This is a genomic window from Kitasatospora sp. NPDC058170, from assembly GCF_042883905.1.
In the GTDB taxonomy this organism is placed as follows: Bacteria; Actinomycetota; Actinomycetes; order Streptomycetales; family Streptomycetaceae; genus Kitasatospora.
In genome coordinates, this window is sequence record NZ_JBHVUV010000018.1 from 99,768 (window position 1) to 123,322 (window position 23,555).

General features: G+C 72.9%; 17 protein-coding genes, 1 tRNA gene and 1 pseudogene. 6 read left to right on the top strand and 13 right to left on the bottom strand.

The features are described 5' to 3' along the window. Window positions 1-59: 59 nt before the first annotated feature. The 5 genes from ACFVVX_RS21195 to dnaK form a co-directional block, all read right to left on the bottom strand. Entirely contained in the window at window positions 60-1,061 is a 1,002-nt protein-coding gene (locus ACFVVX_RS21195) for a hypothetical protein (protein ID WP_387947748.1), read from the bottom strand. A gap of 210 nt (window positions 1,062-1,271) precedes the next feature. Then, the gene (locus ACFVVX_RS21200) at window positions 1,272-1,778 is read right to left on the bottom strand and encodes a heat shock protein transcriptional repressor HspR (RefSeq protein ID WP_387947750.1); all 507 of its coding nucleotides are present in this window, start codon (window positions 1,776-1,778) and stop codon (window positions 1,272-1,274) included. 7 nt (window positions 1,779-1,785) lie between these two features. Then, window positions 1,786-2,937, bottom strand: a complete 1,152-nt coding sequence (gene dnaJ, locus ACFVVX_RS21205; protein WP_387947752.1) for a molecular chaperone DnaJ — start codon at window positions 2,935-2,937, stop codon at window positions 1,786-1,788. A gap of 123 nt (window positions 2,938-3,060) precedes the next feature. Next, window positions 3,061-3,675, bottom strand: coding sequence for a nucleotide exchange factor GrpE (gene grpE, locus ACFVVX_RS21210; protein ID WP_387947754.1), 615 nt, complete (start codon window positions 3,673-3,675; stop codon window positions 3,061-3,063). Beyond that, complete coding sequence (gene dnaK / locus ACFVVX_RS21215; protein ID WP_387947756.1) at window positions 3,672-5,510, bottom strand: molecular chaperone DnaK; 1,839 nt, start codon at window positions 5,508-5,510, stop codon at window positions 3,672-3,674. The genes grpE and dnaK overlap by 4 nt, the downstream gene beginning before the upstream one ends. A 294-nt stretch (window positions 5,511-5,804) precedes the next feature. On the opposite strand from dnaK, the gene ACFVVX_RS21220 reads away from it, so the two are divergent. The 4 genes and pseudogenes from ACFVVX_RS21220 (at window position 5,805) to ACFVVX_RS21235 (ending at window position 11,742) form a co-directional block, all read left to right on the top strand. Next, a complete protein-coding gene (locus tag ACFVVX_RS21220; protein ID WP_387947758.1) occupies window positions 5,805-8,024 on the top strand; it encodes a (Fe-S)-binding protein in 2,220 nt (739 codons plus the stop codon). A 337-nt stretch (window positions 8,025-8,361) separates the two neighbouring features. Next, a pseudogene (locus ACFVVX_RS21225) lies at window positions 8,362-9,435 on the top strand (sugar phosphate nucleotidyltransferase); the annotation flags it as partial. Window positions 9,436-9,683: 248 nt separating this feature from the next. Continuing rightward, the gene (locus ACFVVX_RS21230; protein ID WP_387947760.1) at window positions 9,684-10,748 is read left to right on the top strand and encodes a Yip1 family protein; all 1,065 of its coding nucleotides are present in this window, start codon (window positions 9,684-9,686) and stop codon (window positions 10,746-10,748) included. Between the two features lie 103 nt (window positions 10,749-10,851). Continuing rightward, window positions 10,852-11,742: a metal-dependent hydrolase gene (locus tag ACFVVX_RS21235; RefSeq protein WP_387947762.1), complete on the top strand. Its 891-nt coding sequence runs from the start codon at window positions 10,852-10,854 to the stop codon at window positions 11,740-11,742. A gap of 139 nt (window positions 11,743-11,881) precedes the next feature. On the opposite strand, the gene dcd is transcribed toward ACFVVX_RS21235, so the two are convergent. After that, window positions 11,882-12,457 (bottom strand): dCTP deaminase, encoded by a 576-nt coding sequence (gene dcd / locus ACFVVX_RS21240; RefSeq protein ID WP_387947764.1) that lies wholly within the window; start codon window positions 12,455-12,457, stop codon window positions 11,882-11,884. Between the two features lie 71 nt (window positions 12,458-12,528). Further along, the gene (locus tag ACFVVX_RS21245; protein ID WP_387947766.1) at window positions 12,529-12,765 is read right to left on the bottom strand and encodes a hypothetical protein; all 237 of its coding nucleotides are present in this window, start codon (window positions 12,763-12,765) and stop codon (window positions 12,529-12,531) included. A gap of 263 nt (window positions 12,766-13,028) precedes the next feature. Here ACFVVX_RS21245 and ACFVVX_RS21250 point away from each other — a divergent pair. Further along, window positions 13,029-13,099 (top strand) — tRNA-Gly (locus ACFVVX_RS21250). A 71-nt stretch (window positions 13,100-13,170) separates the two neighbouring features. On the opposite strand, the gene ACFVVX_RS21255 is transcribed toward ACFVVX_RS21250, so the two are convergent. From ACFVVX_RS21255 to ACFVVX_RS21280, 6 genes are all read right to left on the bottom strand, one after another. Beyond that, a complete protein-coding gene (locus ACFVVX_RS21255; RefSeq protein WP_387947768.1) occupies window positions 13,171-14,508 on the bottom strand; it encodes an MFS transporter in 1,338 nt (445 codons plus the stop codon). 6 nt (window positions 14,509-14,514) lie between these two features. Further along, the gene (locus ACFVVX_RS21260; RefSeq protein ID WP_387947770.1) at window positions 14,515-15,198 is read right to left on the bottom strand and encodes a pyridoxamine 5'-phosphate oxidase family protein; all 684 of its coding nucleotides are present in this window, start codon (window positions 15,196-15,198) and stop codon (window positions 14,515-14,517) included. Window positions 15,199-15,443: 245 nt separating this feature from the next. Next, on the bottom strand, window positions 15,444-19,052 hold the full coding sequence (locus ACFVVX_RS21265) for a BTAD domain-containing putative transcriptional regulator (RefSeq protein WP_387947772.1): 3,609 nt from the start codon (window positions 19,050-19,052) through the stop codon (window positions 15,444-15,446). Window positions 19,053-19,351: 299 nt separating this feature from the next. After that, entirely contained in the window at window positions 19,352-20,479 is a 1,128-nt protein-coding gene (locus ACFVVX_RS21270; RefSeq protein ID WP_387947774.1) for a nucleotide disphospho-sugar-binding domain-containing protein, read from the bottom strand. 235 nt (window positions 20,480-20,714) lie between these two features. After that, window positions 20,715-21,494 (bottom strand): alpha/beta fold hydrolase, encoded by a 780-nt coding sequence (locus ACFVVX_RS21275; RefSeq protein ID WP_387947776.1) that lies wholly within the window; start codon window positions 21,492-21,494, stop codon window positions 20,715-20,717. Window positions 21,495-21,690: 196 nt separating this feature from the next. After that, entirely contained in the window at window positions 21,691-22,347 is a 657-nt protein-coding gene (locus ACFVVX_RS21280; RefSeq protein WP_387947778.1) for a TetR/AcrR family transcriptional regulator, read from the bottom strand. Between the two features lie 227 nt (window positions 22,348-22,574). Between ACFVVX_RS21280 and ACFVVX_RS21285 the strand changes: the two genes are divergently transcribed. After that, window positions 22,575-23,147, top strand: coding sequence for a hypothetical protein (locus tag ACFVVX_RS21285; RefSeq protein WP_387947780.1), 573 nt, complete (start codon window positions 22,575-22,577; stop codon window positions 23,145-23,147). The last annotated feature ends 408 nt before the right edge of the window (window positions 23,148-23,555 follow it).

Consider the following 23,555-nt stretch of genomic DNA (forward strand, 5'->3'; position numbering starts at 1 on the left):
GGTGGTGCCGTCGGACGGCTTCGATCGCCTCTTCCCGGTGCCGGGACGTCGGGGGCCGCCTACTGGCGCGGTTCGTGGCCCGTCCTGGCCGCCTGGCCGAGTGCGTGGCCGAGCTGGAAGAGCGAGTCCACGTTGTATTCCTCGCGCATTTCCGCGATATGCCGGGCGAGCGTTCGCTCGCTAATTCCGAGCCGTCGTGCGATTACCCGGTGATTGGTTCCCGACAGCAGCAGGTCGATAATCGTCTGGCGGAGCTGCGAGACGACCTGGTGTGGAATGGTGCGATCGCCGTCGAAATCCAGAGCCCTGCTCCAGTTTCGCTCGAAGACCTCCTGGGCGAGGAAATCGATGACGGCGGAGTCGTGGACGAAGGCGGCCAGGTGGTCGCCCATGACCGGTATGACGGCCAGTCGCCGATTGACGATGAGCAGTCGCGCATAGGGCTCGTCCAGGGTCCTGAATTGCCAGCCCTCTTTGGCCAGTGTCGAGACGTAATCCCTGGTGGGTTGGTGATGCCTGGTGCTGGCGTTGTAGATCGTCCGCATGGACGCCCCCTGGCGGATGATGTCCAGGTCGCGCTTCATGAACGAGGTGAGCAGCTCGGACGGCCTCGGTCCGCCCGGCTGCATGGCGAGGCCCTCGGTTATCTCGCTGGCCATGGCCTGCTGGACCCGCTGGTTAATCAGCGCCCGGCCCTGGACGTATTCGATCGGGCCGCCGCTCTGGTCGGGGTTGTGGAAGGCCTCCGCCAGCTCGTTCAGGTCCCCGGGAATTGCCACCGCGCGGGACAGCAGATCGAGCGCCTGCCGCTGCCAGGTGTGGCTCAGGCTGGCCGCGAGCTTGGCCGGGTCGGCGGCGATCAGTGAGCCGGGCTCGTCCAGGTCGGATATGAGGAGTCCGAGTTCCAGCAACTCGTCGAGCGCGTCGGCCTCGTCCGGTGTGCAGCCGCCCCGGCTGAGCCGGCCGTCCTCGCCCAGCGCCTTCAGGTAGAGCCTGCGCGCGTCGGAGGACAGTATGTGTGACCGACCGTGGTTGTTCACCAGCTGCTCTCGATCACTCACTGCGGGCTCCTTGTCGTCGACCGGACGATTCGTCAACGCGACTGAGGTCCGTTGTCTCGGGGATCCTAGACGGGAACCTCGATCCAACGCCCGGCCCGGTGAGGGCGCGGGCCTCCCGACGGCGGCCCGGAAGCAGCACTCTCTCACCAGACGCAAGCCGCCGGCACCCCCCGGACAGAGGGAACCGGCGGCACGGGCGGCGGGGGCGGGTCAGCGCTTCGGCCGCCACACCACGAGGGCGCTGGACTGGGTCGGCGGCTGGTACGGGACGAGGTCGCGGCGGTAGGAGGCGTGGACGGCGGCCTCCCGCTGCTGGAGCGCGCTGGCCGCGCCCTCCAGGGAGTCGGCGAGCTCGGCGATGCGGGACTGGAGGGCGGTGACCTGGTTCTCCAGCTCGATGATCCGCTTGATGCCGGCCAGGTTGATGCCCTCGTCCTGGGAGAGCCGCTGGACCTCGCGCAGCTGCTGGATGTCCCGGGCCGAGTAGCGCCGGCCGCGGCCGGCGGTGCGGTCGGGACAGACCAGGCCGAGGCGGTCGTACTGGCGCAGGGTCTGCGGGTGCAGGCCGGAGAGCTCGGCGGCGACCGAGATCACGTAGACCGGGGTGTCCTCGGTGAGGACGTAGTGCGGCGGCGGGGCGGCGCGCCGGGCGCGCGGGGCGCTGCCGGGGAGGCCCTCGCCGATACCGGGGCCGATGGGGCCGCTGTCGTGGATCATCTGGTCGTCACGCTCCCTTCGCCGCCCGGAACAGGGCGGCTCGCGGGTCGTCGGAGGCGGTGGCCTCGCGGTACTGCTCCAGTGCCGTCAGCGCGTCACCGGTGACCTGCTGCGGCACCACGACCTCCACGGTGACCAGGAGGTCGCCGCGGGTGCCGTCCTTGCGGGTGGCGCCCTTGCCGCGGGCCCGCAGGGTGAGGCCGTTGGCGCTGCCGGCGGGCAGCTTGAGCTTCACCGAGGGGCCGTTGAGCGTCGGTACCTCGATGGTGCCGCCGAGAGCGGCTTCGGGGAAGGTGACCGGCACCGTCACGGTCAGGTTGTCGCCCTTGCGCCCGAAGACCGGGTGCGCGTCGACGTGGACGGTGACGTAGAGGTCGCCGGACTGGCCGCCGCGCTCGCCCTGGGCGCCCTTGCCCTTGAGGCGGATCCGCTGGGCGTCCTGGACGCCGGCGGGGATCCGGACCTGCATGGTGCGGGCCGAGCTGGCCCGGCCGCTGCCGTGGCAGTCGGGGCACGGGTCGTCGACGATCATGCCCCGGCCGCGGCAGTCACGGCACGGCTCGGAGAGCGCGAAGGCGCCCTGGCCGCGGCTGACGGTGCCGGCGCCGACGCAGGTCGGACAGACCCGGGGGGTGGTGCCGGCCCGGGCACCGGTGCCGGTGCAGGTGCGGCAGGGGGCCTGACTGGTCATCCGCAGCGGGACGGTCGCGCCGTCCACCGCCTCCTCGAAGGAGAGCGTCACCTCGGTCTCGACGTCGGCGCCGCGCCGCGGCTGGGCCTGCCGGGTGCCGCCCCGGTTGAACAGGCCGCCGAAGACGTCGCCGATCCCGCCCCCGCCGCCGCCCTGGCTGCCGCTGAAGAGGTCCCCGAAGTCGAAGCTGTGGTTGCCGTTGCCGGGGCCGCCGGAGCGGAAGCCGCCGTTGGCGAACAGGGCGCGCGCCTCGTCGTACTCCTTGCGGCGCTTCTCGTCCGACAGGACGTCATAGGCCTCGGAGATGTCCTTGAACCGGTCCTCGGCCTTGACGTCGCCCTTGTTGGCGTCGGGGTGGAACTCGCGCGCCAGCTTGCGGTAGGTCTTCTTGATCTCGGTGGCGGAGGCGTCCTTGGGCACGCCGAGGACCTTGTAGTAGTCCTTCTCCACGTAGTCCTTGCCGCTCATGGCTGCCGCCACCTCCCGAGACCCATAGTCAGTGCAGTGCCACCTGCGGTGTCAATAGCGAGCGCGCCGCGGAGTCGTACGCCGTACGGGACGACGGTGTACGACTCCGCAGCGCAGGGGTGTTCAGCTGTCCGCGCCACCGTCGGCCTTGTCCGACTCCTCGGACTTCGCCGACTCGGCGTCCGGGCCGGCGGTGGTCTGGGTGCCCGGCTGGGGCTCCGCGACCGCCACCATCGCCGGGCGGATGATCCGCTCGCCGATCCGGTAGCCGGGCTGGAGGATCTGGACACAGGTGTCCTCGGTGACGTCCGAGGAGTAGCTGTGCATGAGCGCCTCGTGCATGGTCGGGTCGAAGGGCTCGCCCTCCTTGCCGAACTGCTGCAGGCCCAGCTTGGCCACGACCGTCTCCAGCGACTCGGCGACGGACTTGAAGCCGCCCGTCACCTCGCCGTGCTCGCGGGCCCGGCCGATGTCGTCCAGGACCGGGATCAGGGACTCCAGGATGTTGGAGACCGCGATCTCGCGGACCGTCAGACGGTCGCGCTCGACCCGCTTGCGGTAGTTCTGGTACTCGGCCTGGAGGCGCTGGAGGTCGGCGGTCCGCTCGGCCAGCTCGCGCTTGGCCGTGTCGTCGCCGGCGGAGTCCCCGCCCGCGGCGGCCTCCTCGGCGGCCTTGATCACGGCCTCCTCGGCGGCGGAGTCGTCGCCGGGCTCAGCACCCTGCGGCTTCTCCGTCATGCCGCACCGCCCTTGGGCTTCTCGTCGTCCACGATCTCGGCGTCGACGACGTCGTCGTCCTTGGCACCGGCGGCGTCGTCGGCCGGGGCGGAGGAGGCGGCGTCGGCGTTGGCGTAGAGCGCCTGGCCGAGCTTCTGGGCGGTGGTGGAGACCTTCTCGGACGCCTCGCGGATGGCCGCGATGTCCTCGCCCTTCAGGGCCTCCTTGAGCTCGCCGATGGCGGCCTCGACCTCGGTCTTGACGTCGGCCGGGAGCTTGTCGGCGTTGTCCGCGATGAACTTCTCGGTCGAGTAGACGAGCTGCTCGGCCTGGTTGCGGGTCTCGACCGACTCGCGGCGCTTGTGGTCCTCCTCCGCGTACTGCTCGGCCTCGCGCATCATGCGCTCGATGTCGTCCTTCGGCAGCGCGGAGCCGCCGGTGACGGTCATCTTCTGCTCCTTGCCGGTGCCGAGGTCCTTCGCGCCGACGTGCATGATGCCGTTGGCGTCGATGTCGAAGGTGACCTCGATCTGGGGCAGGCCGCGGGGGGCCGGCGGGAGACCGGTCAGCTCGAACATGCCGAGCTTCTTGTTGTACGCCGCGATCTCGCGCTCGCCCTGGTAGACCTGGATCTGCACGGACGGCTGGTTGTCCTCGGCCGTGGTGAAGATCTCGGAGCGCTTGGTCGGGATCGTGGTGTTGCGCTCGATCAGCTTGGTCATGATGCCGCCCTTGGTCTCGATGCCGAGGGACAGCGGGGTGACGTCGAGCAGCAGGACGTCCTTGACCTCGCCCTTGAGGACACCGGCCTGGAGCGCGGCGCCGATGGCGACGACCTCGTCCGGGTTGACGCCCTTGTTGGCGTCCTGCCCGCCGGTCATCTCCTTGACGAGCTCGGCGACGGCCGGCATCCGGGTCGAGCCACCGACCAGGACGACGTGGTCGATCTCGGAGAGCGAGATGCCGGCGTCCTTGATCACGTTGTGGAACGGGGTCTTGCAGCGCTCCAGCAGGTCCGCGGTCAGCTGCTGGAACTGGGCCCGGGTGAGCTTCTCGTCCAGGTGCAGCGGACCCTCGGCGGAGGCCGTGATGTAGGGCAGGTTGATCGAGGTCTCGGAGGACGAGGACAGCTCGATCTTGGCCTTCTCGGCGGCCTCGCGCAGACGCTGCAGGGCCATCTTGTCCTTGGACAGGTCGACGCCGTGGCCGGCCTGGAAGACCTTGACCAGGTGGTCGACGACCTTCTGGTCCCAGTCGTCACCACCGAGGTGGTTGTCACCGTTGGTGGCCTTCACCTCGACGACCCCGTCGCCGATCTCCAGCAGGGAGACGTCGAAGGTGCCGCCGCCGAGGTCGAAGACCAGGATGGTCTGGTCGTCCTTGTCCAGGCCGTAGGCCAGGGCGGCCGCGGTGGGCTCGTTGACGATGCGCAGGACGTTGAGGCCCGCGATCTCACCGGCCTCCTTCGTCGCCTGGCGCTCGGAGTCGGAGAAGTACGCCGGGACGGTGATGACGGCGTCGGTGACCGTCTCGCCCAGGTACGCCTCGGCGTCCCGCTTCAGCTTCTGCAGCACGAAGGCGCTGATCTGCTGGGGGTTGAAGTCCTTGCCGTCCAGGTTGATCTTCCACCCGGTGCCCATGTGGCGCTTGACCGAGCGGATGGTCCGGTCCACGTTGGTGACCGCCTGGCGCTTGGCGACCTCGCCGACCAGGACCTCACCGTTCTTGGCGAAGGCGACGACGGACGGCGTGGTCCGCGCGCCCTCGGCGTTCGTGATGACGGTGGGCTCGCCACCCTCCAGAACGCTGACGACCGAGTTCGTCGTGCCGAGGTCGATGCCGACCGCGCGTGCCATCGTAAATACCTCCACGGAAGAGTTGAGCTTTACAGGCTCAAGGATGCATGACCGAGGGGGCAGCGTCAACAGGGATGAGTCCGGGCGGCTCAACTTTGCTGAGCCGGGACTGCGGGGCGGGCCCGCTCCGGAGTGCCAAGGGTGGACTTACGTGACTGCCGCCATACCTTGGGCATCTTCAGGAGAAGAGTTGACAAACGGTAATGTCCGGGCCGTCGGCCGAGGAAGTTACCGACGAGTACACTCGCCCCGGAGAAACTGCTCACCCAGGAAGCCGCAGGAGACGGAGAGCCGATGCAACTAGCAGCGATCGTCATCTCGCTGGTCACGTTTGTGATCGGCACCGCGCTCGCCGCCCGTGCGGCGCTGTACATCTACAAGGTGGTGCGGACCGGCCAGGCCGACCCCACCAGGTTCGGGGATCCGGCCCAGCGGGTGAAGACCGTGGCGGTGGAGTTCGTCGGCCACACCCGGATGAACCGCTGGGGCGTCGTCGGCATCGCGCACTGGTTCGTCGCGGTCGGCTTCTTCAGCCTGGTCCTGACCATCGTCAACGCCTTTGGCCAGCTCTTCGACGCCGAGTTCGCGCTGCCGGTCATCGGCCACTGGATGATCTGGCAGCTCTTCGTCGAGCTGGTCGGCACCCTCACCACGCTGGGCATCGCGACCCTGATCGTGATCCGGCTGCTCAGCCTGCCGTCCAGGTCCGGCCGCAAGTCCCGGTTCGCCGGCTCGATCGCCTGGCAGGCCTTCTACGTCGAGTACACGATCCTCGGCATCGGCCTGTGCATCATGATGCTGCGCGCCCTGGAGGGCGCCCTCAACGGCGTCGACTCGTACGGGCCCGAGCACCTGGTCTCGTACCCGCTGGTCTCCGCGCTCAACGGGCTGGCGCCCGGCACGCTGGAGAACCTGATCTACTTCTTCGCGATGCTGAAGATCTGCATCTCGTTCGCGTGGGCGACCACCATCGGCATCAACCCCTCGATGGGCGTGGCCTGGCACCGGTTCCTCGCGTTCTTCAACATCTACTTCAAGCGCGAGGAGGACGGCGGCACCGCGCTCGGCGCCCTGCGCCCGATGACCAGCGGCGGTCAGCCGATCGACTTCGAGGACCCGGCGGACGACGCCGTGTTCGGCGCCTCCCAGGTCGAGCACTTCTCCTGGAAGGGCATCCTCGACTTCTCCACCTGCACCGAGTGCGGCCGCTGCCAGTCGCAGTGCCCGGCCTGGAACACCGGCAAGCCCCTCTCGCCCAAGCTGCTGATCATGAGCCTGCGCGAGCACGCCTTCGCCAAGGCGCCGTACCTGCTCGCGGGCGGCGGCAAGGACATGGAGGGCAACGAGACGGCCACGGCCGAGCAGCTCAAGGACGTGCCGGCCGCCGCGCTGGCCGAGGCCGAGCGCCCGCTGATCGGCACCGCCGAGGAGAACGGGGTCATCGACCCGGACGTCCTGTGGTCCTGCACCACCTGCGGCGCCTGCGTCGAGCAGTGCCCGGTGGACATCGAGCACATCGACCACATCGTCGACATGCGCCGCTACCAGGTGATGATCGAGTCCTCGTTCCCGACCGAGGCCGGGACGATGCTCAAGAACCTGGAGAACAAGGGCAACCCGTGGGGCATGGCCACCAAGGCGCGCCTGGACTGGGTCAAGGAGCTCAAGAAGGAGACCGGCATCGAGGTGCCGGTGATCGGTGAGGACATCGACCCCGCCGAGGTCGAGTACCTCTACTGGGTCGGCTGCGCCGGTGCCCTGGAGGACCGCGCCAAGAAGACCACCAAGGCCTTCGCCGAGCTGCTGCACACCGCCGGCGTGCAGTTCGCGATCCTCGGCAAGGAGGAGTCCTGCACTGGTGACTCCGCCCGCCGCCTGGGCAACGAGTTCCTCTTCCAGATGCTCGGCGCGCAGAACGTCGAGACCCTGAACGCGGCGCTGGAGGACGCTCCGAAGAAGCGGATCGTGGCCACCTGCCCGCACTGCTTCAACACCATCGCCAACGAGTACCCGCAGCTGGGCGGCCACTTCGAGGTCATCCACCACACCCAGCTGCTGCAGCACCTGATCGACGAGGGCAAGCTCGTCCCGGTCAACCCGGTCGAGGGCCTGATCACCTACCACGACCCCTGCTACCTGGGCCGCCACAACAAGGTCTACAGCCCGCCGCGCGAGATCATGGACAAGGTCCCCGGTCTGCGCCAGCAGGAGATGCACCGCCACAAGGAGCGCGGCTTCTGCTGCGGCGCCGGCGGCGCGCGGATGTGGATGGAGGAGCGCATCGGCAAGCGGATCAACACCGAGCGCGTGGACGAGGCGCTGTCGCTCAACCCCGACATCGTCTCCACCGCCTGCCCGTTCTGCCTGGTGATGCTCTCCGACTCGGTCAACGGGAAGAAGAACGAGGGCGCGGCCAAGGAGCACCTGAAGGTCGTGGACGTCGCCCAGCTGCTGCTCGAGTCGGTGAAGGCGGCGCCGCCGGCGGAGGCCGAGGCGCAGCCCGTCGACGCCTGAGCAGGGCGGTAACACCGGCCTGTTGTTCGACAGTTCTGTTACAACCGCCCGGCCCGGTGGGTGCCACGAGCGCCTGCCGGGCCGGGCTTTTCGCCTGCTTCTCACCCGGCTCCCACCCGGCTTTCCACCGCGCTCCGCCGCCCGCTCCCGCAGGGGGCGGGACGCCAACCACCCGGCCGCCGGACCGGGCCGGGGTTGGAAGGAAATACAGTAGGCGCCGGACCGGCCTTGTGCCGGTCGAACCCGTACGGCCCTCCGGACGGGTGATCAGACCACCGACGGAGGTATCGGCCCGCCGGGCCGGGCCGCAGAGACCACAAGGGGAACAGCGCAGACCATGACCGAGGCGATCATGCTGGTCGGTGGTAAGGGCACGCGACTGCGTCCGCTGACCACCCACACCCCCAAGCCGATGCTCCCCGTGGCAGGCGTCCCGTTCATCGCACACCAGCTGGCCAGGGCGGCCGCCGCCGGGGTCACCCGGGTCGTGCTGGCCACCTCGTACCTGGCCGAGGTCTTCGAGGACCACTTCCAGGACGGCACCCCGTACGGGATCGAGCTGGTGTACCTGACCGAGCGCGAGCCGCTCGGGACGGGCGGCGCCATCCGCAACGCCGCCTCCGGGCTGACCTGCGGCCCCGACGAGCCGGTCCTGGTCTTCAACGGCGACATCCTGTCCGGCGTCGACATCGCGGCCCTGCGCGACGGCCACGTGGCCGCCGGGGCCGATGTCACGCTGCACCTCACCCGGGTGGCGGACCCGCGCGCGTTCGGGCTGGTCCCGACCGACGGGAACGGGCGGGTGCTGGAGTTCCTGGAGAAGCCGGAGACGCCCGAGCAGATCGTCACCGACCAGATCAACGCCGGCTGCTACGTCTTCACCCGCTCCGTGATCGACCGCATCCCGGTCGGCCGGGAGGTGTCCGTGGAGCGCGAGACCTTCCCCGAGCTGCTGGCCACCGGCGCGCTGCTGCGCGGCGTGGTGGACACCTCGTACTGGCTGGACCTCGGCACCCCGGCGGCCTTCGTCCGCGGCTCCGCCGACCTGGTGCTGGGCAAGGTCGACTCCCCGGCGGTCCCCGGGCCGACCGGTGACGCCCTGCTGCTGCCCGGTTCGACCGTGCACCCCGGCGCCGTGCTGAGCGGTGGCACGGTGGTCTCCGAGGGGGCCGTGATCGAGGCCGGCGCGATCGTCGAGGGCAGCGTGATCCTGCCCGGCGCGGCGATCGGACCGGACACCCTGGTCAAGGACTCCATCGTCGGGGCCTACGCCACCGTCGGCGACCGTACGGCGCTGGACGGCGCGGTGATCGGCGACGGTGCGATCGTCGAGTCGGACAACGAGCTGCCCGCCGGCATCCGGATCGCCTGCGGCACGCTGCTGCCGGTCGGCGCCGTCCGCATCTCGGCCGGCCCCGGCGGCTGCCCGGCGGGCGCCTCGGCGGCCGCGGCGGTGCACGCGCCGACGGTGACCGCCCAGCGGTAGCCGGAGCCGCGGCCGCCGTTTCCGGGCCGCGGCCGCTGTTCCGGGGCGTGTTGTCCGGGGCTTCGCCGTTTGAAGTGCCGCCGTTCGGATCCGGGCGTCACAGGCTGGCTGCAAACCGGCCCCGGGTCCGTGAGCGGCCGACGCGGAGTCAGCCGGACGGGTACCTTCGGAACGTGGCTGGTAATCGATACGACAGCGGGCAGGGTGCCGACCCCCGTGGCGGGTGGTCGGCCCCGCCGCCCTCCGCGGCGGCGCCCGGGGGGTACGGGCAGACGGACGGGCCGGAGTACTTCACCGCCCCGCACCAGGGGGCCGGCGGTGCGCCTGCGGGCGGTCCCGGCGGCGGTCCCGGCGGTCCGGGCGGGGGCGGCCCCGGTCCTGCGGGGGGCTACGACCCGTACGCCGCCGACCAGCCCGGCCACACCCGGGCGTTCCCGACCGGCGCGGACCCGTACGCGGGCGAGCCCTACGGCGGCGGGCCGTACCCGGGCGGCCAGTACGCCGGCGGCCCGTACCCCGGCCCGTACCAGGGGGACCAGTACCAGGGGGACCAGTACCAGGGCTACCCGCCGGAGCACGGCCAGGGGCACGGGCAGGAGTACCCGCAGCAGGGCTACTACGAGCCCGCCCCGCACGAGCAGGACAACGTCGCCGTCTACCGGGCCGGAGGCCAGGCGGCCCCGCACGTCGCCGGTCCGCGCCCGCCCTGGCGCGAGCTGCTGGTCGGCCTCTTCCGCGCGCCGACCGCGACCTTCGACCGCACCCGCGACCACCAGGTCTGGCTGCCCGCGGCCACCGTCTCGCTGCTGTACGGCGCGCTCGCTGTGCTCGGCATCGGCCTGACCCACGACGACGTGGTCAACTCGACCTTCACCGTCGCGCTGACCGCCATGGTCGTCGCCGCGATCGGCTTCACCCTGGCCGGCGCCACCCTCGGCGCCGTGACCTTCGCCCTGGCCCGGCAGTTCGGCGGGGACGGCCCCTGGCAGTCCACGGTCGGCCTGGCGGTGCTGATCGGCTGGCTCACCGATGCGCCCCGGCTGCTGCTGGCGCTGGTGCTGCCGTCCGACAACATGGTCGTCCAGGTCGTCGGCTGGGCGACCTGGCTGCTCTGCGCCGTCCTGCTGACCACGATGGTGCGCCGGGTGCACGACCTGCCCTGGGGCAAGGCGGCCGGCGCGGCCGCGCTGCAGCTGCTCGCGCTGCTGGTGCTGATCAAGCTGCCGACCCTGGGCTGAGCCCGGTCCGGCCGGGGGAGAATGGGCGGCGGGCCCCGGGTTCGGGGCCCGATCCGCCTCCACCCCCGTCCACCCCCGCCAGCGATCCGCACGGAGCCAGCGCATGACCCTCCCCACCACCCACGTCAGCTTCCCCGCCGGGGCGGTCACCGGCGAGTCGCCGGTGCTCGCGGTGCACCCGCTGACCGACGGTCGGTACGCCGTCGTCACCGCGGCGACCCCGTTCCACCCGCTCGACCACACCTGGCCCGACCAGCCCGCCGACCTCGGCACGCTCACCGTGGACGGCACCGAGCTGGCCGTCGTGGACTGCCTGACCGGCGCGGTCGGCCCCGACGGCGGCGCGCCGCTGGTCGGCAAGGACATCCCGGTCCGGCGCGGCGACGAGGAGTGGTCCTGGCTGGTCCTGCACGTGGTCGAGGGCGACCCGGGGGACCTGGCCGGGCGGGTGGCCGCCCTCGCCGTCGACGCCGGGCGCCGCGCCGCGCTGTGCGCCTCGCACAGCGGCTGCCACCTGCTCGCCCTCGCCCTGAACGCCGCCCTCGCCCCGCGCTGGCGCAAGGACCCGGGCCGCTCCGACGCCTTCGGGAACCCCGACTTCGACAGCCTCGCGATGGACACCTCGGTGATGGACACCGAGGCCAGCACCGACACCTACCGGCTCGGCAAGTCGCTGCGGAAGAAGGGCTTCACCACCGAGGCGACCGAGGACCTCCCCGCCCTGGCCGACGCGCTGCCCGCCCTCACCGAGGCCGTCAACCGGCAGCTGGCCGCCTGGGTCGCCGCCGACGCACCGGTCCGCATCGAGGTCCCCGGCCCCGAGCTGACCGCCCGCCGCCAGTGGCACTGCGAGCTGCCCGAGGGCCCGGCGCAGATCTTCTGCGGCGGCACCCACCTGCATCACCTCGGCGAGCTGGCCGAGCTCCGCACCGAGCTGAGCCTCTCCGAGGACGGCAGCGAGCTGGTCGCGGTCACCCGGCCGAAGCGCGCCTGACCGCTGGCACCCGCTGGCACCTGCTGCCAGCCGTCGCCACCCGGTGTCACCCGTACAACGCCCGCGGGCGGCCACCCCTCGACGTGAGGGGCGGCCGCCCGCAGTGCGTGCGCTCTGTGCCGCTCGGTGCCCGCGGTCCTCAGACCGCGGTGCGGTGGAAGTTCAGGTACGAGCGGGACGGCGTCGGGCCGCGCTGGCCCTGGTAGCGCGAGCCGTAGCGCGCGGAGCCGTACGGGTGCTCGGACGGCGAGGAGAGCCGGAACAGGCAGAGCTGCCCGATCTTCATCCCCGGGTAGAGCTTGATCGGCAGCGTCGCGACGTTCGACAGCTCCAGCGTGACGTGCCCGCTGAAGCCGGGGTCGATGAAGCCGGCCGTGGAGTGGGTCAGCAGGCCGAGGCGGCCCAGGCTGGACTTGCCCTCCAGCCGCGAGGCGACGTCGTCCGGCAGCGTGATGACCTCGTAGGTCGACGCCAGCACGAACTCGCCCGGGTGCAGGATGAAGGCCTCGTCGCCCTCCGGCTCGACCAGCCGGGTGAGGTCCGGCTGCTCCTCGGAGGGGTCGATGTGCGGGTAGCGGTGGTTCTCGAACACGCGGAAGAAGCGGTCCAGCCGCACGTCGATACTGGAGGGCTGGATCATCGCGGGGTCGAACGGGTCGATGGAGACCCGGCCCTTGTCGATCTCGGTCCGGATGTCCTTGTCAGAGAGCAGCACGCTTCGAGGTTACGTGCACGACGCGGCCCCGGACGAATCGCCCGGGGCCGCGTCCGTCACGTCCGTCCCGGTCAGGCCAGGAACTCCGCGGCCTCCAGCCGCATCGCCCGGGCCAGTTGCGGCGCGGACAGCTCCCGCACATCGGCCAGCACCGAGCTGCGCAGCCGTCCGCACTGCGGACAGCGGATCAGCCGGCCGGGCCCCAGCCGGCCGGGCCCGAGGTTCTGCATCGGGAACGTGGTGGTGCTGAACAGGTGCCCCTCGGCACAACGAACGACGGCGCGCTGCTCCATCGATCCCCTTCCCATCCTTACCCCGGTACTCACCCGTACTCATCGCGCCCCGAGAGGCGGGGCCCCCGGGACAGCGTCACATTAGGGGATGTTCCGGACATTCCACACCGAGGCTCGCCGCCCCGAAACCCACCCGCCGGAGCACTCTCACGCGGCCCACACAGTACGCCTCCGACCCCGCCCCCCGCGGCTCCGCCGCGCTCGGGGATCACCTGTGCGCCCGCCGTTGCGGATGGGGTACAGTGATGGTGGACGAGCGGTTTCTGACAGCTCGTCAGGCGGGCGTAGTTTAATGGTAGAACATGAGCTTCCCAAGCTTATAGCGCGAGTTCGATTCTCGTCGCCCGCTCCGAAGGAAAGCCCCAGGTCAATGGCCTGGGGCTTTCTTGTTGTCCAGGTCCGGTGTGGCTCAGGTACGGGTCAGGTGCGGGTCGGGACGCGGGTCAGGGTGCGGATGGGGCGGGCGGTCAGCAGGGCGGTGGCGGTGAGGAGGGCGACCGCGGCGCCCACCAGGAGTACCCGGTCGGTGCCGAACGCCCCGACGGCCGGGCCGGCCAGGGCGCTGCCGATCGGGTACATGCCGACGGACCCCGCGACCTCGTAGGCGTGGACGCGGTTGAGCACCTCGCCCGGTACCTGCGTCTGCACGCTGGTGGCCCACATGACACCCCAGACCCCGACGCCGACCCCGACCGCGACCTGGGCGGCGACGAGCAGCCAGACCGGCTGGCCGAGCACGATGCCGAGCGGGTAGAGCGGGTAGGCCAGCATCGCCACGGCCCCGGCGGCGAGCGGTCGTTCGGGCTTGTAGCGGATCGCCAGCAGGCCACCGGCCACGGTGCCCGCGCCCAACGCGGCGTTGAGCAGGCCGAAGGCGGTCGCGCCGTGCTCGGGCACGATGACGCCGGCCGCCACCGACAGCTGCGGCCCCCAGGAGAGCACCGCGAAGAACATCCAGATCACGATCACGCCCCAGAGCCAGCTGCGGGCGCGGAACTCCTGCCAGCCGACCGCCAGGTTGCGCCACAGGCCGCCGCCGGCCGGTGGGGCGGGCACCGCGCCGAGCCGGAGCGCGAACAGGCAGGCGGCGCTGGTCCCGTAGGCCACGGCGGAGATCACCATCACCCAGCCGGTGGCCCCGAACCCGAACCCGACCAGGGCGCCGGCCAGCGCCGGGCCGCCCAGACCGGTGAAGGCCTCGGAGGTGCGCAGCACCCCGTTGGCGCCCTGCACGTCGCGGGCCACCAGCGGGACGGTCGAGGCGGAGCCCGGCTGGAACATCGCGTTGGCGGTACCGGCCACCATCAGCAGCGCGTACAGCTGCCAGAGGTGGTCGATGCCGTGGATGAACAGGAGGGCGAGCAGCGCGTGGGTGGCGAGGTTGGCCAGATCGGCGGCGATCATCAGCCGGCGGGCGGTGAACCGGTCGGCGAGCACCCCGCCGAACAGCACCAGCCCGGCGAACGGGCCCACCAGGAAGGCCATCGCGTACCCCGCGGTGTCCAGGCCGTACCCGCCGCTGAGCAGACCGGCCGAGACCGCGACCGGCAGCATGGCCCAGCTGAGCAGGCCCGCGCTGCGGCCGGTGAAGTAGTAGCGGAAGTTGCGGGACCAGATCGCCGGTTCCCCGGTCGGGATCGTCGGCTCCGCGGTCGGCGGCTCCCCGATGGGCGGCGCTCCGGTCGGCGGCGCCTCGGCGGGGCGGGCCCCGGTCTGCGAGGACGTCGCCGCGGTGTGGTCGGTCAGGCATTCCGCCATGACTGTTCAGCCCTTCGGTCGTGGATCGTGGTCGTCGGCGCGCGGCCGGCGGGCCGCCGCCTCGTCGTGGTGCGCGGCGAGTTCGGCGCGCAGGGCGGCGTTCTCCTGCTCCAGCAGCGCGAGGCGGTCGTGGACCGGCGCCAGTGCGTCGGAGAGTTCGCGTCGGCTGAAGCGGGGGGTGATGTGGTTGGGGCAGTTCCAGGCGAAGGCCTCGACCCGGATGGTGACGAGCTGTTCGACCGTGCCGTCGGTGCGCGGCGAGCCCAGGAGCCCGGCGAGCGGCCGGTTCTCGCCGACCGGTACGGCGGTGGCGCGGCCCAGCAGCTTGAGGCGGGTCCGGCGGGCGTGGTCGAGGAAGAAGAGCGCGACCCGGTCGTCGCCGCGCAGGTTGCCGGTGGTGATGTACTGCCGGTTGCCCCGGACGTCCAGATAGCCGAGGGTGCGCTCGTCGAGGACGTGGACGAACCCCGGTGGGCCGCCCCGGAACTGGATGTACGGCCAGCCGGTCTCGCCGACGCTGGCGAGCAGGAAGCCGTCGAGGCCGCGGATGAACTCGGCCTCGGCGCCGGTGAGCGGATCGGCCTGCTCGCCCGGATCCCGCAGACGGCGGTCGGCCGCCGTGGCGCTGCCCATCTCCTGTTGGACCCGGCGCACCGCCGGGGTGTACGCGAGTCGGTCGAACCTGCTCATGCGGCACTCCTCAAGGTCTGGTCGGCGGTGGGTGGTTCGTGCAGCGTACGGAGCCGCCCTGGTCGGACTCCTGCAGCCGGACCAGAGGGCCGGAAGCCTCCCGGGAGGCCGATTCCGGCCCAACTCGCCTACGCTGACCTGCGGTTCTTCCGGTCGCCGCCAGCGGGGTCAGGGGAACCGGCAGAACTGGCGGGACTGCCGGGACAGTTGTCCTGCCGCCGGGGCCGGCCGGACCGGGCCGGTGCTCAGCGGATCCGGGCGCCGCCCATCGCCCGGGAGAGCCGCAGCGCCTCGCGCCGGTGCCCGAACGCCCTGCCCGGCGCGCCGAGGGCCGACTGCGCGTAGCCGAGCGCCAGCAGGCTGCGCGCCTCGCCCGGTCGGTGCCCGGTCTCGCGGTGCACGGCGAGCGCGTCGCGCCCGATCTCCAGGGCGGTCCGCGACTCGCCCAGCCGGATCCGTACGCAGGCCAGGGCGTTGAGCGCGCAGCCTTCGAGCATCCGGAACTCCGCCTCGCGGGAGAGCGCGACGGCGCGCTCCGCGGTGCGCAGGGCGGCCCGCGGCTCCAGGCAGGCCTGGACCGTCGCGAGCCCGGCGAGCGCGGCGGCCTGCGGGAAGCGGTCGTTCACGACCTCGGCGAGGTGGAGCGCCGCCCGGTAGCTGTCGGCCGCCTCGGTCGGCTCCTGCGCCCGCTCCTGCGCGGCGCCCAGCGCCAGGAGGGCGTCGGCCTCCGGCCCGCGGTCGCGCAGCGCCTGCGCAGCGGCGAGCGCTGTGTGGGCCAGCCGCCGTCCGGTGGAGTGGTCGCCCAGGTCGGTGTACGCGCCCGAGAGGCAGCTCAGCGCCTGCGCCTCGCCGTGCTTGTCGCCGTTCCGCAGGTGGATCGGCAGGGCCTCGCCGAGCACCCGGATCGCGTCCCCGGGGCGGCCCAGCGCACGGTGGGCGATCCCCAGTCCGTTCCGTGATTTCGCCTCCGCGCCGGCCGAGTTGAGGTCGTGGGAGAGCCGGGCCGCGTGCGAGAAGTGCTCGGCGGCCTCGTGCAGCCGCCCGAGCTTCCAGCAGACCAGCCCGAGGTCGGTGAGGTCGTCCGCGGTTCCCGCCCCGCTGCCGCGCCGGGTGAGTTCGTGGGCCTGGGAGAGGTGGTCGTAGGCCGGCCGGACGGCGCCGGTGCCCAGGTGCGCGGCGCCGATGCGGCGCAGCGCCAGCGCCTGGCCGTCGAGCCAGCCGGCCTGCTGTGCGAGCTCCAGCGCCCTGCCGACCAGGTCCAGGGCCTGCGCGTCGTTCGCCAGTACCCCGTGGCATTCGGCGCGCCGCAACTGGGCGGCGGCCTGGGCCCGCAGTTCGCCGTCGGCGACGGCGGCGAACAGGCTGGCGGTCGCGACCCTGAGGCAGTCGCCGGTGTACATCCCCGCCGCGAGGTAGCCGTGCAGGCTCTCCGCCAGCCGCCAGGCGACGGCGGTGAAGCCGGCGCCGGACGCCTGTAGGACGGCGCCCGCCAGGTTCTCCCGCTCGCTGTCCAGCCACTTCGCGGCCTGGCCGTGGTCCGAGATGACCGGGGCGGCGGGAGTGCCCGGGGCGGCCGGGGCGGCCGGGGAGGCCGGGGGCGTCGTCGCCGCGGACCGGTCCGCGGCCGGCTCCGCCGGGTAGAGCAGTCGCGCCGCCGCGTCGGTGTGGTGCAGGTACCAGTCGAAGAGCCGCTGCCGACCGGTGTGCGCCTCCTCCCGGCCGACCAGCTCGCGGGCGTAGGAGCGCAGCAGGTCGTGCAGGCCGAACCGGCCGGCCGTCCGTTCCTGCACCAGATGGGCGTCCGCCAGGCTCACCAGGAGCGCGGCCGCTTCGGCCCGGGGCGAGCCTGCCAGCGCCGCGGCACCGTCCACGGCGAGGTCCGGGCCGGGCATCAGGCTGAGGAGCCGGAACATCCGCTGGGCCGCGGCCGGGAGCGCGCGGTAGGAGAGGTCGAAGGCGGCCCGCACCGCCGAGCGGCGGTCCCCCTCGACGTGCAGCCGGCTGAGCAGGTCGCCGCTCGCCAACTCGGCGCAGTGGTCGGCGATTCCGGCATTGCCGGCCACCAGGTTGGCACCGGCGATCCGGATGGCCAGCGGCAGGCCGCCGCACAACTCCACGAGTCGGCGGGCCGCCTCCTCCTCGGCCGCGACCCGGCACTCGCCGATCGTGCCGCCCAGCAACTGGCGGGCCTCGTCCGGGTCGAGCACGTCCAGGCCGAGCCGGCGGGCGCCGTCGCTCGCGACCAGCCCGGCGAGCCGGCTGCGGCTGGTGACCACCACCGCGCAGCCCGGGGCGCCCGGGATGAGCGGCCTGACCTGTTCGGCGTCGCGGGCGTCGTCCAGCACGATCAGCATCCGCTTGTCGGCGAGCAGCGTGCGGTACAGCGCCGCGGCCTCGTCCTCGTCCGCGGGCAGCCGGTCGGGCGGAGTGCCCAGGGCCCGGAGGAACTGGGCGAGGACGTCGCCGGGGCGCAGCGTCGGAAGCCGGGAACGGCCGCGCAGGTCGACGAACAGCTGTCCGTCCCTGAAGTGTTCGCGCCGGGCGTGCGCCCAGTGCGTGGCGAGGGCGGTCTTGCCGACCCCGGGCGCGCCGACCACCGCCACCACCTGCGGGCGCCGCGCCGGGTCGGGCGAGACGAGGGCGTCCAGCTCCGTCAGCTGCCGGCTCCGCCCGACGTGGGAGCCGGACCTGGCGGGCAGTTGCGCCGGGAGCGGGCCGGTGGGCGCGGGTCGGTCGGCCGGTGCGGGTCGGTCGGGGCTCACCGTGCGTTCGTCCGGCGCGAGTTGGTCGGGGCGCTGTGGGACGGGCAGTTGTCGGCGCAGTACCCGCAGGTGGGCGTCGCGGACCTCCGCGCCGGGCGCGATGCCCAGTTCCTCGTCGAGCCGGTCGCGCAGGCGGCCGAACACGTTGAGCGCGGCGGCCTGTTCCCCGCAGCCGGCGAGGGTGAGGATCAGCCGGGCGTGCAGACCCTCGTGCAGCGGCTCGGTGTTCACCATGTCCCACAGCACCGGGACGGCCTCCTCGGGGCGGCGCAGCAGGAGTGCCGTGTCGGCGTGCAGCAGCACCGCCTTGACCCGTCGCTCGTTGGCCGCCACCGCGGCCGGGTGCTGGCGCAGCACCAGGTCCGCGTCGGCGAGCACCGGACCCCGCCACCACTGCAGGGCCTGCGTCAGCGACGCGTACGCGGCCCCCTGGTCCGGCGCCCGGTGCAGGCGCTTCGCCTGGGCCAGCAGCTCGTCGAAGTGGCCGAGGTCGATCTGGTTCCGGGCCGCCTCCAGCAGGTAGCCGGTGGGCGTCCGGACGACGGTCGGCGCCGGGGCGGTCCGCAGGACGTCCGGTTCCAGCAGTCGGCGGACCTGGCTGACGTAGGTGTGGATCAGGCTCTGGTGGGAGCAGGGCGGCCCGGACGGCCAGAGGGTGTCGGTGATCTCCTGCAGGGGGGCGGGCTCGGGGTGCCTGAGCGCCAGCAGCCCGAGCAGGCGGCGCAGCATCGGACTGGTGACCGGGACGGGGCTCTGGCCGCGCTGGAGGGCGAGCGGGCCGAGGATCAGCAGACGCGGCCGGCCGGCGCCGCGCGGTGGCCCGGTGCGGGCGGCGGCCAGCAGCTCCGCCAGCTCGCCGCCGGTCAGCTCCAGCGCCTCGGCCAGGCGCTGCAGGGTGCGCAACCGGGGCTGCCGGACCCGGCCGTGCTCGATGTCGCGCAGCGCCCTGGTGCTGATCCCGGCCCGTGCCGCGGCCGCCTCCTGGCTCAGCCCGGCGCGTCTGCGGAACGCCTGGAGCGGCGGGCCGAACGGGTCGGGCCCGCCGGTCGGACCTCCCCGGGGAAGCCCCGTGGCCGACGTCCGCTCCGCCATGGCATCCCCCTCATCCGGCGACCGCTCGTCCGACGACCGCTTGTCCGGCGACCGCGACCTGTCGGTCACGACCGGCGGTGGCGCTGCGGGCCGTGCGCGGCCGACTCTGCAGAGGCTTCGAAGACGATCAGTTTGGACTAGACCAATGCGTCAGGCAAGGGACGGCCCGCCGCCCACCCGGCCCGCGGCCGGCCGCTGCCGGGGCTCTCCGACGCCGGCGGGGGTTCGGCTCCCGCGGCCCGCTCCGCACGGCGAAGCCGCAGGTCAAAGGGCCTGCGGCTTCGGCGTCGTCCGGCCGGTCAGCGGGGTGCGGTGACCAGGGCTTCGAAGGTGGGGACGAGGGCCGCGGGGGAGGGGAGGGCGGCGTTCTCGGCCTGGAGGCGGGTGGCGGCCGTGCGGAGGGCCGGGTCGGTGAACAGGCGGGTGAGCAGCGCGCTGTCGACCGCGTCGGAGGTGGCCTGCAGGGCGGAGCCGGCGGTGGTGAGGGCGTCGGCGTTGACGAAGTGGTCGGCGCCCTGGGGGAGGAGCAGCTGGGGCAGACCGGCCTGGAGGGCGGTGAGCATGGTGCCGGCGCCGCCGTGGTGGATCAGCGCGTCGCAGGTGCCCAGCAGCTCGGCCAGCGGGACCCAGGGGAGCGGTCGGACGTTGGCGGGCAGGGTGCCGAGCGGGGTGAGGTCGGCGTCGCCGACCGCGAGCAGGAACTCGGCGTCCACCGAGGCCGCGGCCTCGATCAGGCGGACGATGGCGCGGACGCCGTCCATCTGGGTGAGCACGGTGCCCAGGGTGACGGCGACGCGCGGGCGGGTGCCGCGGTGCAGGAGGTCCGCGGGGACGAGTCCGCCGCCGTTGTAGGGGATGTAGCGCATCCGCAGGCCGTCCGCGTCGCCGCCGAGTTCGGCCGGGACGACGTTGATCGGGAGCGACTCGGCCGGTCCGGCCACGCCGTGCTGCTCGTAGAGGTCGGTGAGGTTGGACGCGAGGCGGGTCACCATGCCGCGGCCGGGGGTGACGCCGAAGTTCTGGATCGCCGAGGGGAGCTTGAGCTTGGCCGCCACCAGCGGCGCAGCGCCCTGGAAGGAGTCGTAGATCAGCAGGTCGGCGCCCCAGCCGGTGGCGGCGGAGAGCAGGCCGTCCACCGTGGGGCGGGAGGCCGCGGCGAAGGCGACGGCCGCCCCGTCGAGGATCTCGTCCTGCGTCAGGTCGGGGTTGACGTAGCGGATCTTGCCCCCGGTGGACTGCTCGAACACCTCGCGGATGGTGCGGCCGTCCCCGACCTCGGTGACCGGGAAGCCGGCGGTGCGGAGCTGGTCCAGCGGCTGCCCTCCCGCGAACAGCACCTCGTGGCCGGCGGCGCGCAGCGCCTGGGCGGTCGGCACCATCGGGAACAGGTGGCCGGCGGCGGCCGGGCCGGTGAAGAGTATGCGCACGGGTGTCTCCTTGCCGTTTGCGGACGAATCATGGGGTCGGGGCAGTCTCTCCCCGTAAGCTGACGTGGAGTCAATTCGTATTCCGGTCGACGTCGGTAATCGGACGTTCTGGTGCGGGTCTTGCCAGCGCGGGGGCGGTGTGCTCCGAGGGCGGGCCGGCGGGCCACGGGCGAGGTGTCCGGAGCGTCCGGGGCGGTCGGCGGGGGTGTCCGGGGCGGCCGGGACCACCGGCGGCTCAGGCCGCCGCCAGGAAGTCGCGGACCTTCCGGGTGAAGGCCTCCGCCTGCTCGAAGACCACGACGTGGCCGGTGTCGAACTCGGCGTACTCGCTGCCGGGGATGCCGGCGTGCAGCAGGCGGGCGTTCTCCACCGGGATGGTGGCGTCCTGGGCGCAGCCGATCACCAGGGTCGGGGCCTGGACGCGGGGCAGCAGCCCGGTGATGTCCAGGCTCAGGTTGAGCGCGATGTGCCGCAGGGTGCCGGGGGCCGGCCGCATGAACGCGGCGTTGGCCTCGACGGCCTCCCGTCCGATCCCGTTGAGGAAGCCCCGGCTGAAGGCGGTGAGCGTGGCGTAGCGGCCGAACGCGGCCTCGTCGTCGGCGATCGCCAGCCAGACGGTCATCATGTTGCGCAGGTACTCGTCGTCGGCGTTGGCCCACCCGGCGGCGGCGACCAGCCGGCGGACCTGCTCGGGCCGCCGGGCCGCGGCGGCGGTGGCGACGACCGCGCCGAGCGAGAAGCCGACGAGGTCGACCGGGCCCCGGCCGGCGTCCTCGATCACCGCGTTGACCTGGGCGGCGAGGATCTCGACGGTCAGTTCGGCGCCGTCGTCCTCGGCGCTCTCGCTGCCGGACAGCTCGGGGAGCAGCACGGTGTAGCGGTCGGTGAAGCCGTCCAGCAGGTGGTCCCACATGCCGGAGCCCGGGCCGGTGCCGTGGACGAGGAGCAGGGTGTCGGGGCCCTCGCCGACGACGCGGTACGGGATGCGGGCGGTGCCGACGGTGACGTTGGGCATGGCTGGGCTCCTTGCTTGCGGGGTGGGTGTCCGGTCTGCCGGTCCGGCGGTGCGGGCTGACAAGAAAGTAAACTACACGGTGTAGGGCATGGGATCAACTACACCGTGCAGTGCACTTTCGGGGGGTGATCGAGCGGGGGTACGCGTCAGGGCCGGCCCCCGGGTGCGGGGTCCGGCCCTGGCGGGGTGGTCGGGATCAGCCGTAGAGGCGCAGGAACGCGCGGACGCCGTTGGTGACGCCGGAGGCCAGCTCGGCCTCCGGGATCGGGACCGCGCCGTAGAAGGTGCGGTCGGCGGCGCCGCTGAAGGTCAGCAGGGTGAACTGGGTCGCGGCCAGTGCGGCGTCCTGCTCCGGCTCGTCGAAGTGCAGCAGCCCCTGTCCGGCCAGCCGGTCGAAGTGCGCGGTGATGTCCCGGTGGGAGGCGAGCGGGCCGGCGTCCAGCCAGGCGCCGAGGACGTCGGGCGGGATGTTGCCCGCCTCGGCGCGGATGGTGCGGCCCAGTGCGTAGTGGTCGCCCGCCGCGATCACGGCCCTGGCCCGGTCGACGGCGAAGGCGGTGAGGTCGGCCTCCAGGTCGACGATCTTGTGCAGGTGTCGGTCGGCCAGGCCCGCGATGATCTCGGTGAGCTCGCCGGCGGTCTCCAGGGCGACGGAGAGGAACAGCTTCTCCTTGTCGCCGAAGTGGTTGTAGATGGTGCGCTTGGACACGCCGGCCTCGGCGGCGATCGCGTCCACGCTCGCCCGCGTGTAGCCCTCGCGGCCGAACACCGTGCTCGCCGCGCGGGCGATGGCCTGCCGCTTCTCCGGCATCCGGCGCGAGCCCGCGGGGGGCGCTGGGTTCCCTGGGGTCATCGGGCGTCTCTCCTTCGACAAAGGTGCACTACTCGGTGCAGTTTACCCACGGCGGGCGGTGTGGCGGGGCTCGGCGTACGGCGGGGGAGGGCGCGGCGTACGGTGGGGGCGGCGAGCGGACACGCCGTCAGGTCGGGTGGAACCGTGGCGGGGTGGCGAGCCGTCCAAGGGGAAACGGAACCCCGGCCCGGCCGGTCCGGGCGCCGGGACGAGTCGCGGAGGACTGTGTGCAGGTCTGGCAGCAGCACCCGGGCGAACCGGCGGGGCCGATCGGCGTCCGGGAGGCGCCCGCCGACCAGGCGGACGCGGCGGAGCACTGCGAGCGGCTGCTGCGGGACACCCTCGGTGCCATCCGGCCGGCGCTGGCCTGGCGGTACGGGGTGCCCGGAGCGGGGGCCCGGCTGCCCGCGCCCGGAGCCGGTCCGGGCGACGGCGACGTGCACTGGTACGTGACCCGCAGCCGGCACATCACGACGATCATCTCGGCGGCCCGTCGGCGGGCGCTGCTGGGCACGGTGGAGCAGCACTGGCGGCGGCGCGGCCGGGTGGTGGTCACGGTGGCGGCGGGGCCGCCGGGGGTCAGTGCCGTCACCCGCAGCGGCTACCGGCTCGCGCTGGGATTCGGCCCGTGGGGGAACGCCTGGCTGACGGCGGCCTCGCCGGGGGTCCTCCACTCGGAGCAGCTGCCGTACCCGCTGGGCACACCCGGTGTCCCGGGGGTGCCCGAGGCGCCGGGAGGCGGTGTCGACGCCGCGCCGGTGCCGGAGGTGCGCTGTCCGTTCTGGACCGCGCTCGACTAGACCCGGCTGGACGGGTCCTGGCCGCGCTCCGCGGGGCGCGGCCCGACCTGGCCGGTGAAGTCCGGCCTGTGGAAGCCGGCCTGCCCCGGTCCGTGAAGCCCGGCCGGTGAGGCCTGGTCCGCCCTGCCCTGTCCTGCGCCGTCCTGTCCCGTCCCGTCCTGTCGAACGGGAGGGCGGAAAGCGGGAGATGACGCGGAGCGAGTCCCCCCGGACACGCTCCGCGCCGCCTCGTCGCACGGCCCTGGCGCGCCGCTCCCCCCGACTCCCCTGGCTCTCGCCGCACCCCCCTGGCGCACCCTCCGGCGAGGGCGGTCCGCACGGACCTCGGCGAGCCCCACCACCGGGGGCGTCGTTGATCTCACGCTAACAAACCGAGTGGTTGGTTTGTCAATGCTGAGATCCACGAAA

Excerpts from the sequence above, each read along its gene's own strand:
- grpE (WP_387947754.1), bottom strand. The coding sequence starts at position 3,675 with ATGACGGAGAAGCCGCAGGGTGCTGAGCCCGGCGACGACTCCGCCGCC.
- ACFVVX_RS21280 (WP_387947778.1), bottom strand. The coding sequence starts at position 22,347 with ATGACCCCAGGGAACCCAGCGCCCCCCGCGGGCTCGCGCCGGATGCCG.
- ACFVVX_RS21265 (WP_387947772.1), bottom strand. The coding sequence starts at position 19,052 with ATGGCGGAGCGGACGTCGGCCACGGGGCTTCCCCGGGGAGGTCCGACC.
- ACFVVX_RS21200 (WP_387947750.1), bottom strand. The coding sequence starts at position 1,778 with ATGATCCACGACAGCGGCCCCATCGGCCCCGGTATCGGCGAGGGCCTC.
- ACFVVX_RS21275 (WP_387947776.1), bottom strand. The coding sequence starts at position 21,494 with ATGCCCAACGTCACCGTCGGCACCGCCCGCATCCCGTACCGCGTCGTC.
- ACFVVX_RS21235 (WP_387947762.1), top strand. The coding sequence starts at position 10,852 with ATGACCCTCCCCACCACCCACGTCAGCTTCCCCGCCGGGGCGGTCACC.
- dnaK (WP_387947756.1), bottom strand. The coding sequence starts at position 5,510 with ATGGCACGCGCGGTCGGCATCGACCTCGGCACGACGAACTCGGTCGTC.
- dnaJ (WP_387947752.1), bottom strand. The coding sequence starts at position 2,937 with ATGAGCGGCAAGGACTACGTGGAGAAGGACTACTACAAGGTCCTCGGC.
- ACFVVX_RS21255 (WP_387947768.1), bottom strand. The coding sequence starts at position 14,508 with ATGGCGGAATGCCTGACCGACCACACCGCGGCGACGTCCTCGCAGACC.
- ACFVVX_RS21260 (WP_387947770.1), bottom strand. The coding sequence starts at position 15,198 with ATGAGCAGGTTCGACCGACTCGCGTACACCCCGGCGGTGCGCCGGGTC.
- ACFVVX_RS21220 (WP_387947758.1), top strand. The coding sequence starts at position 5,805 with ATGCAACTAGCAGCGATCGTCATCTCGCTGGTCACGTTTGTGATCGGC.
- ACFVVX_RS21245 (WP_387947766.1), bottom strand. The coding sequence starts at position 12,765 with ATGGGAAGGGGATCGATGGAGCAGCGCGCCGTCGTTCGTTGTGCCGAG.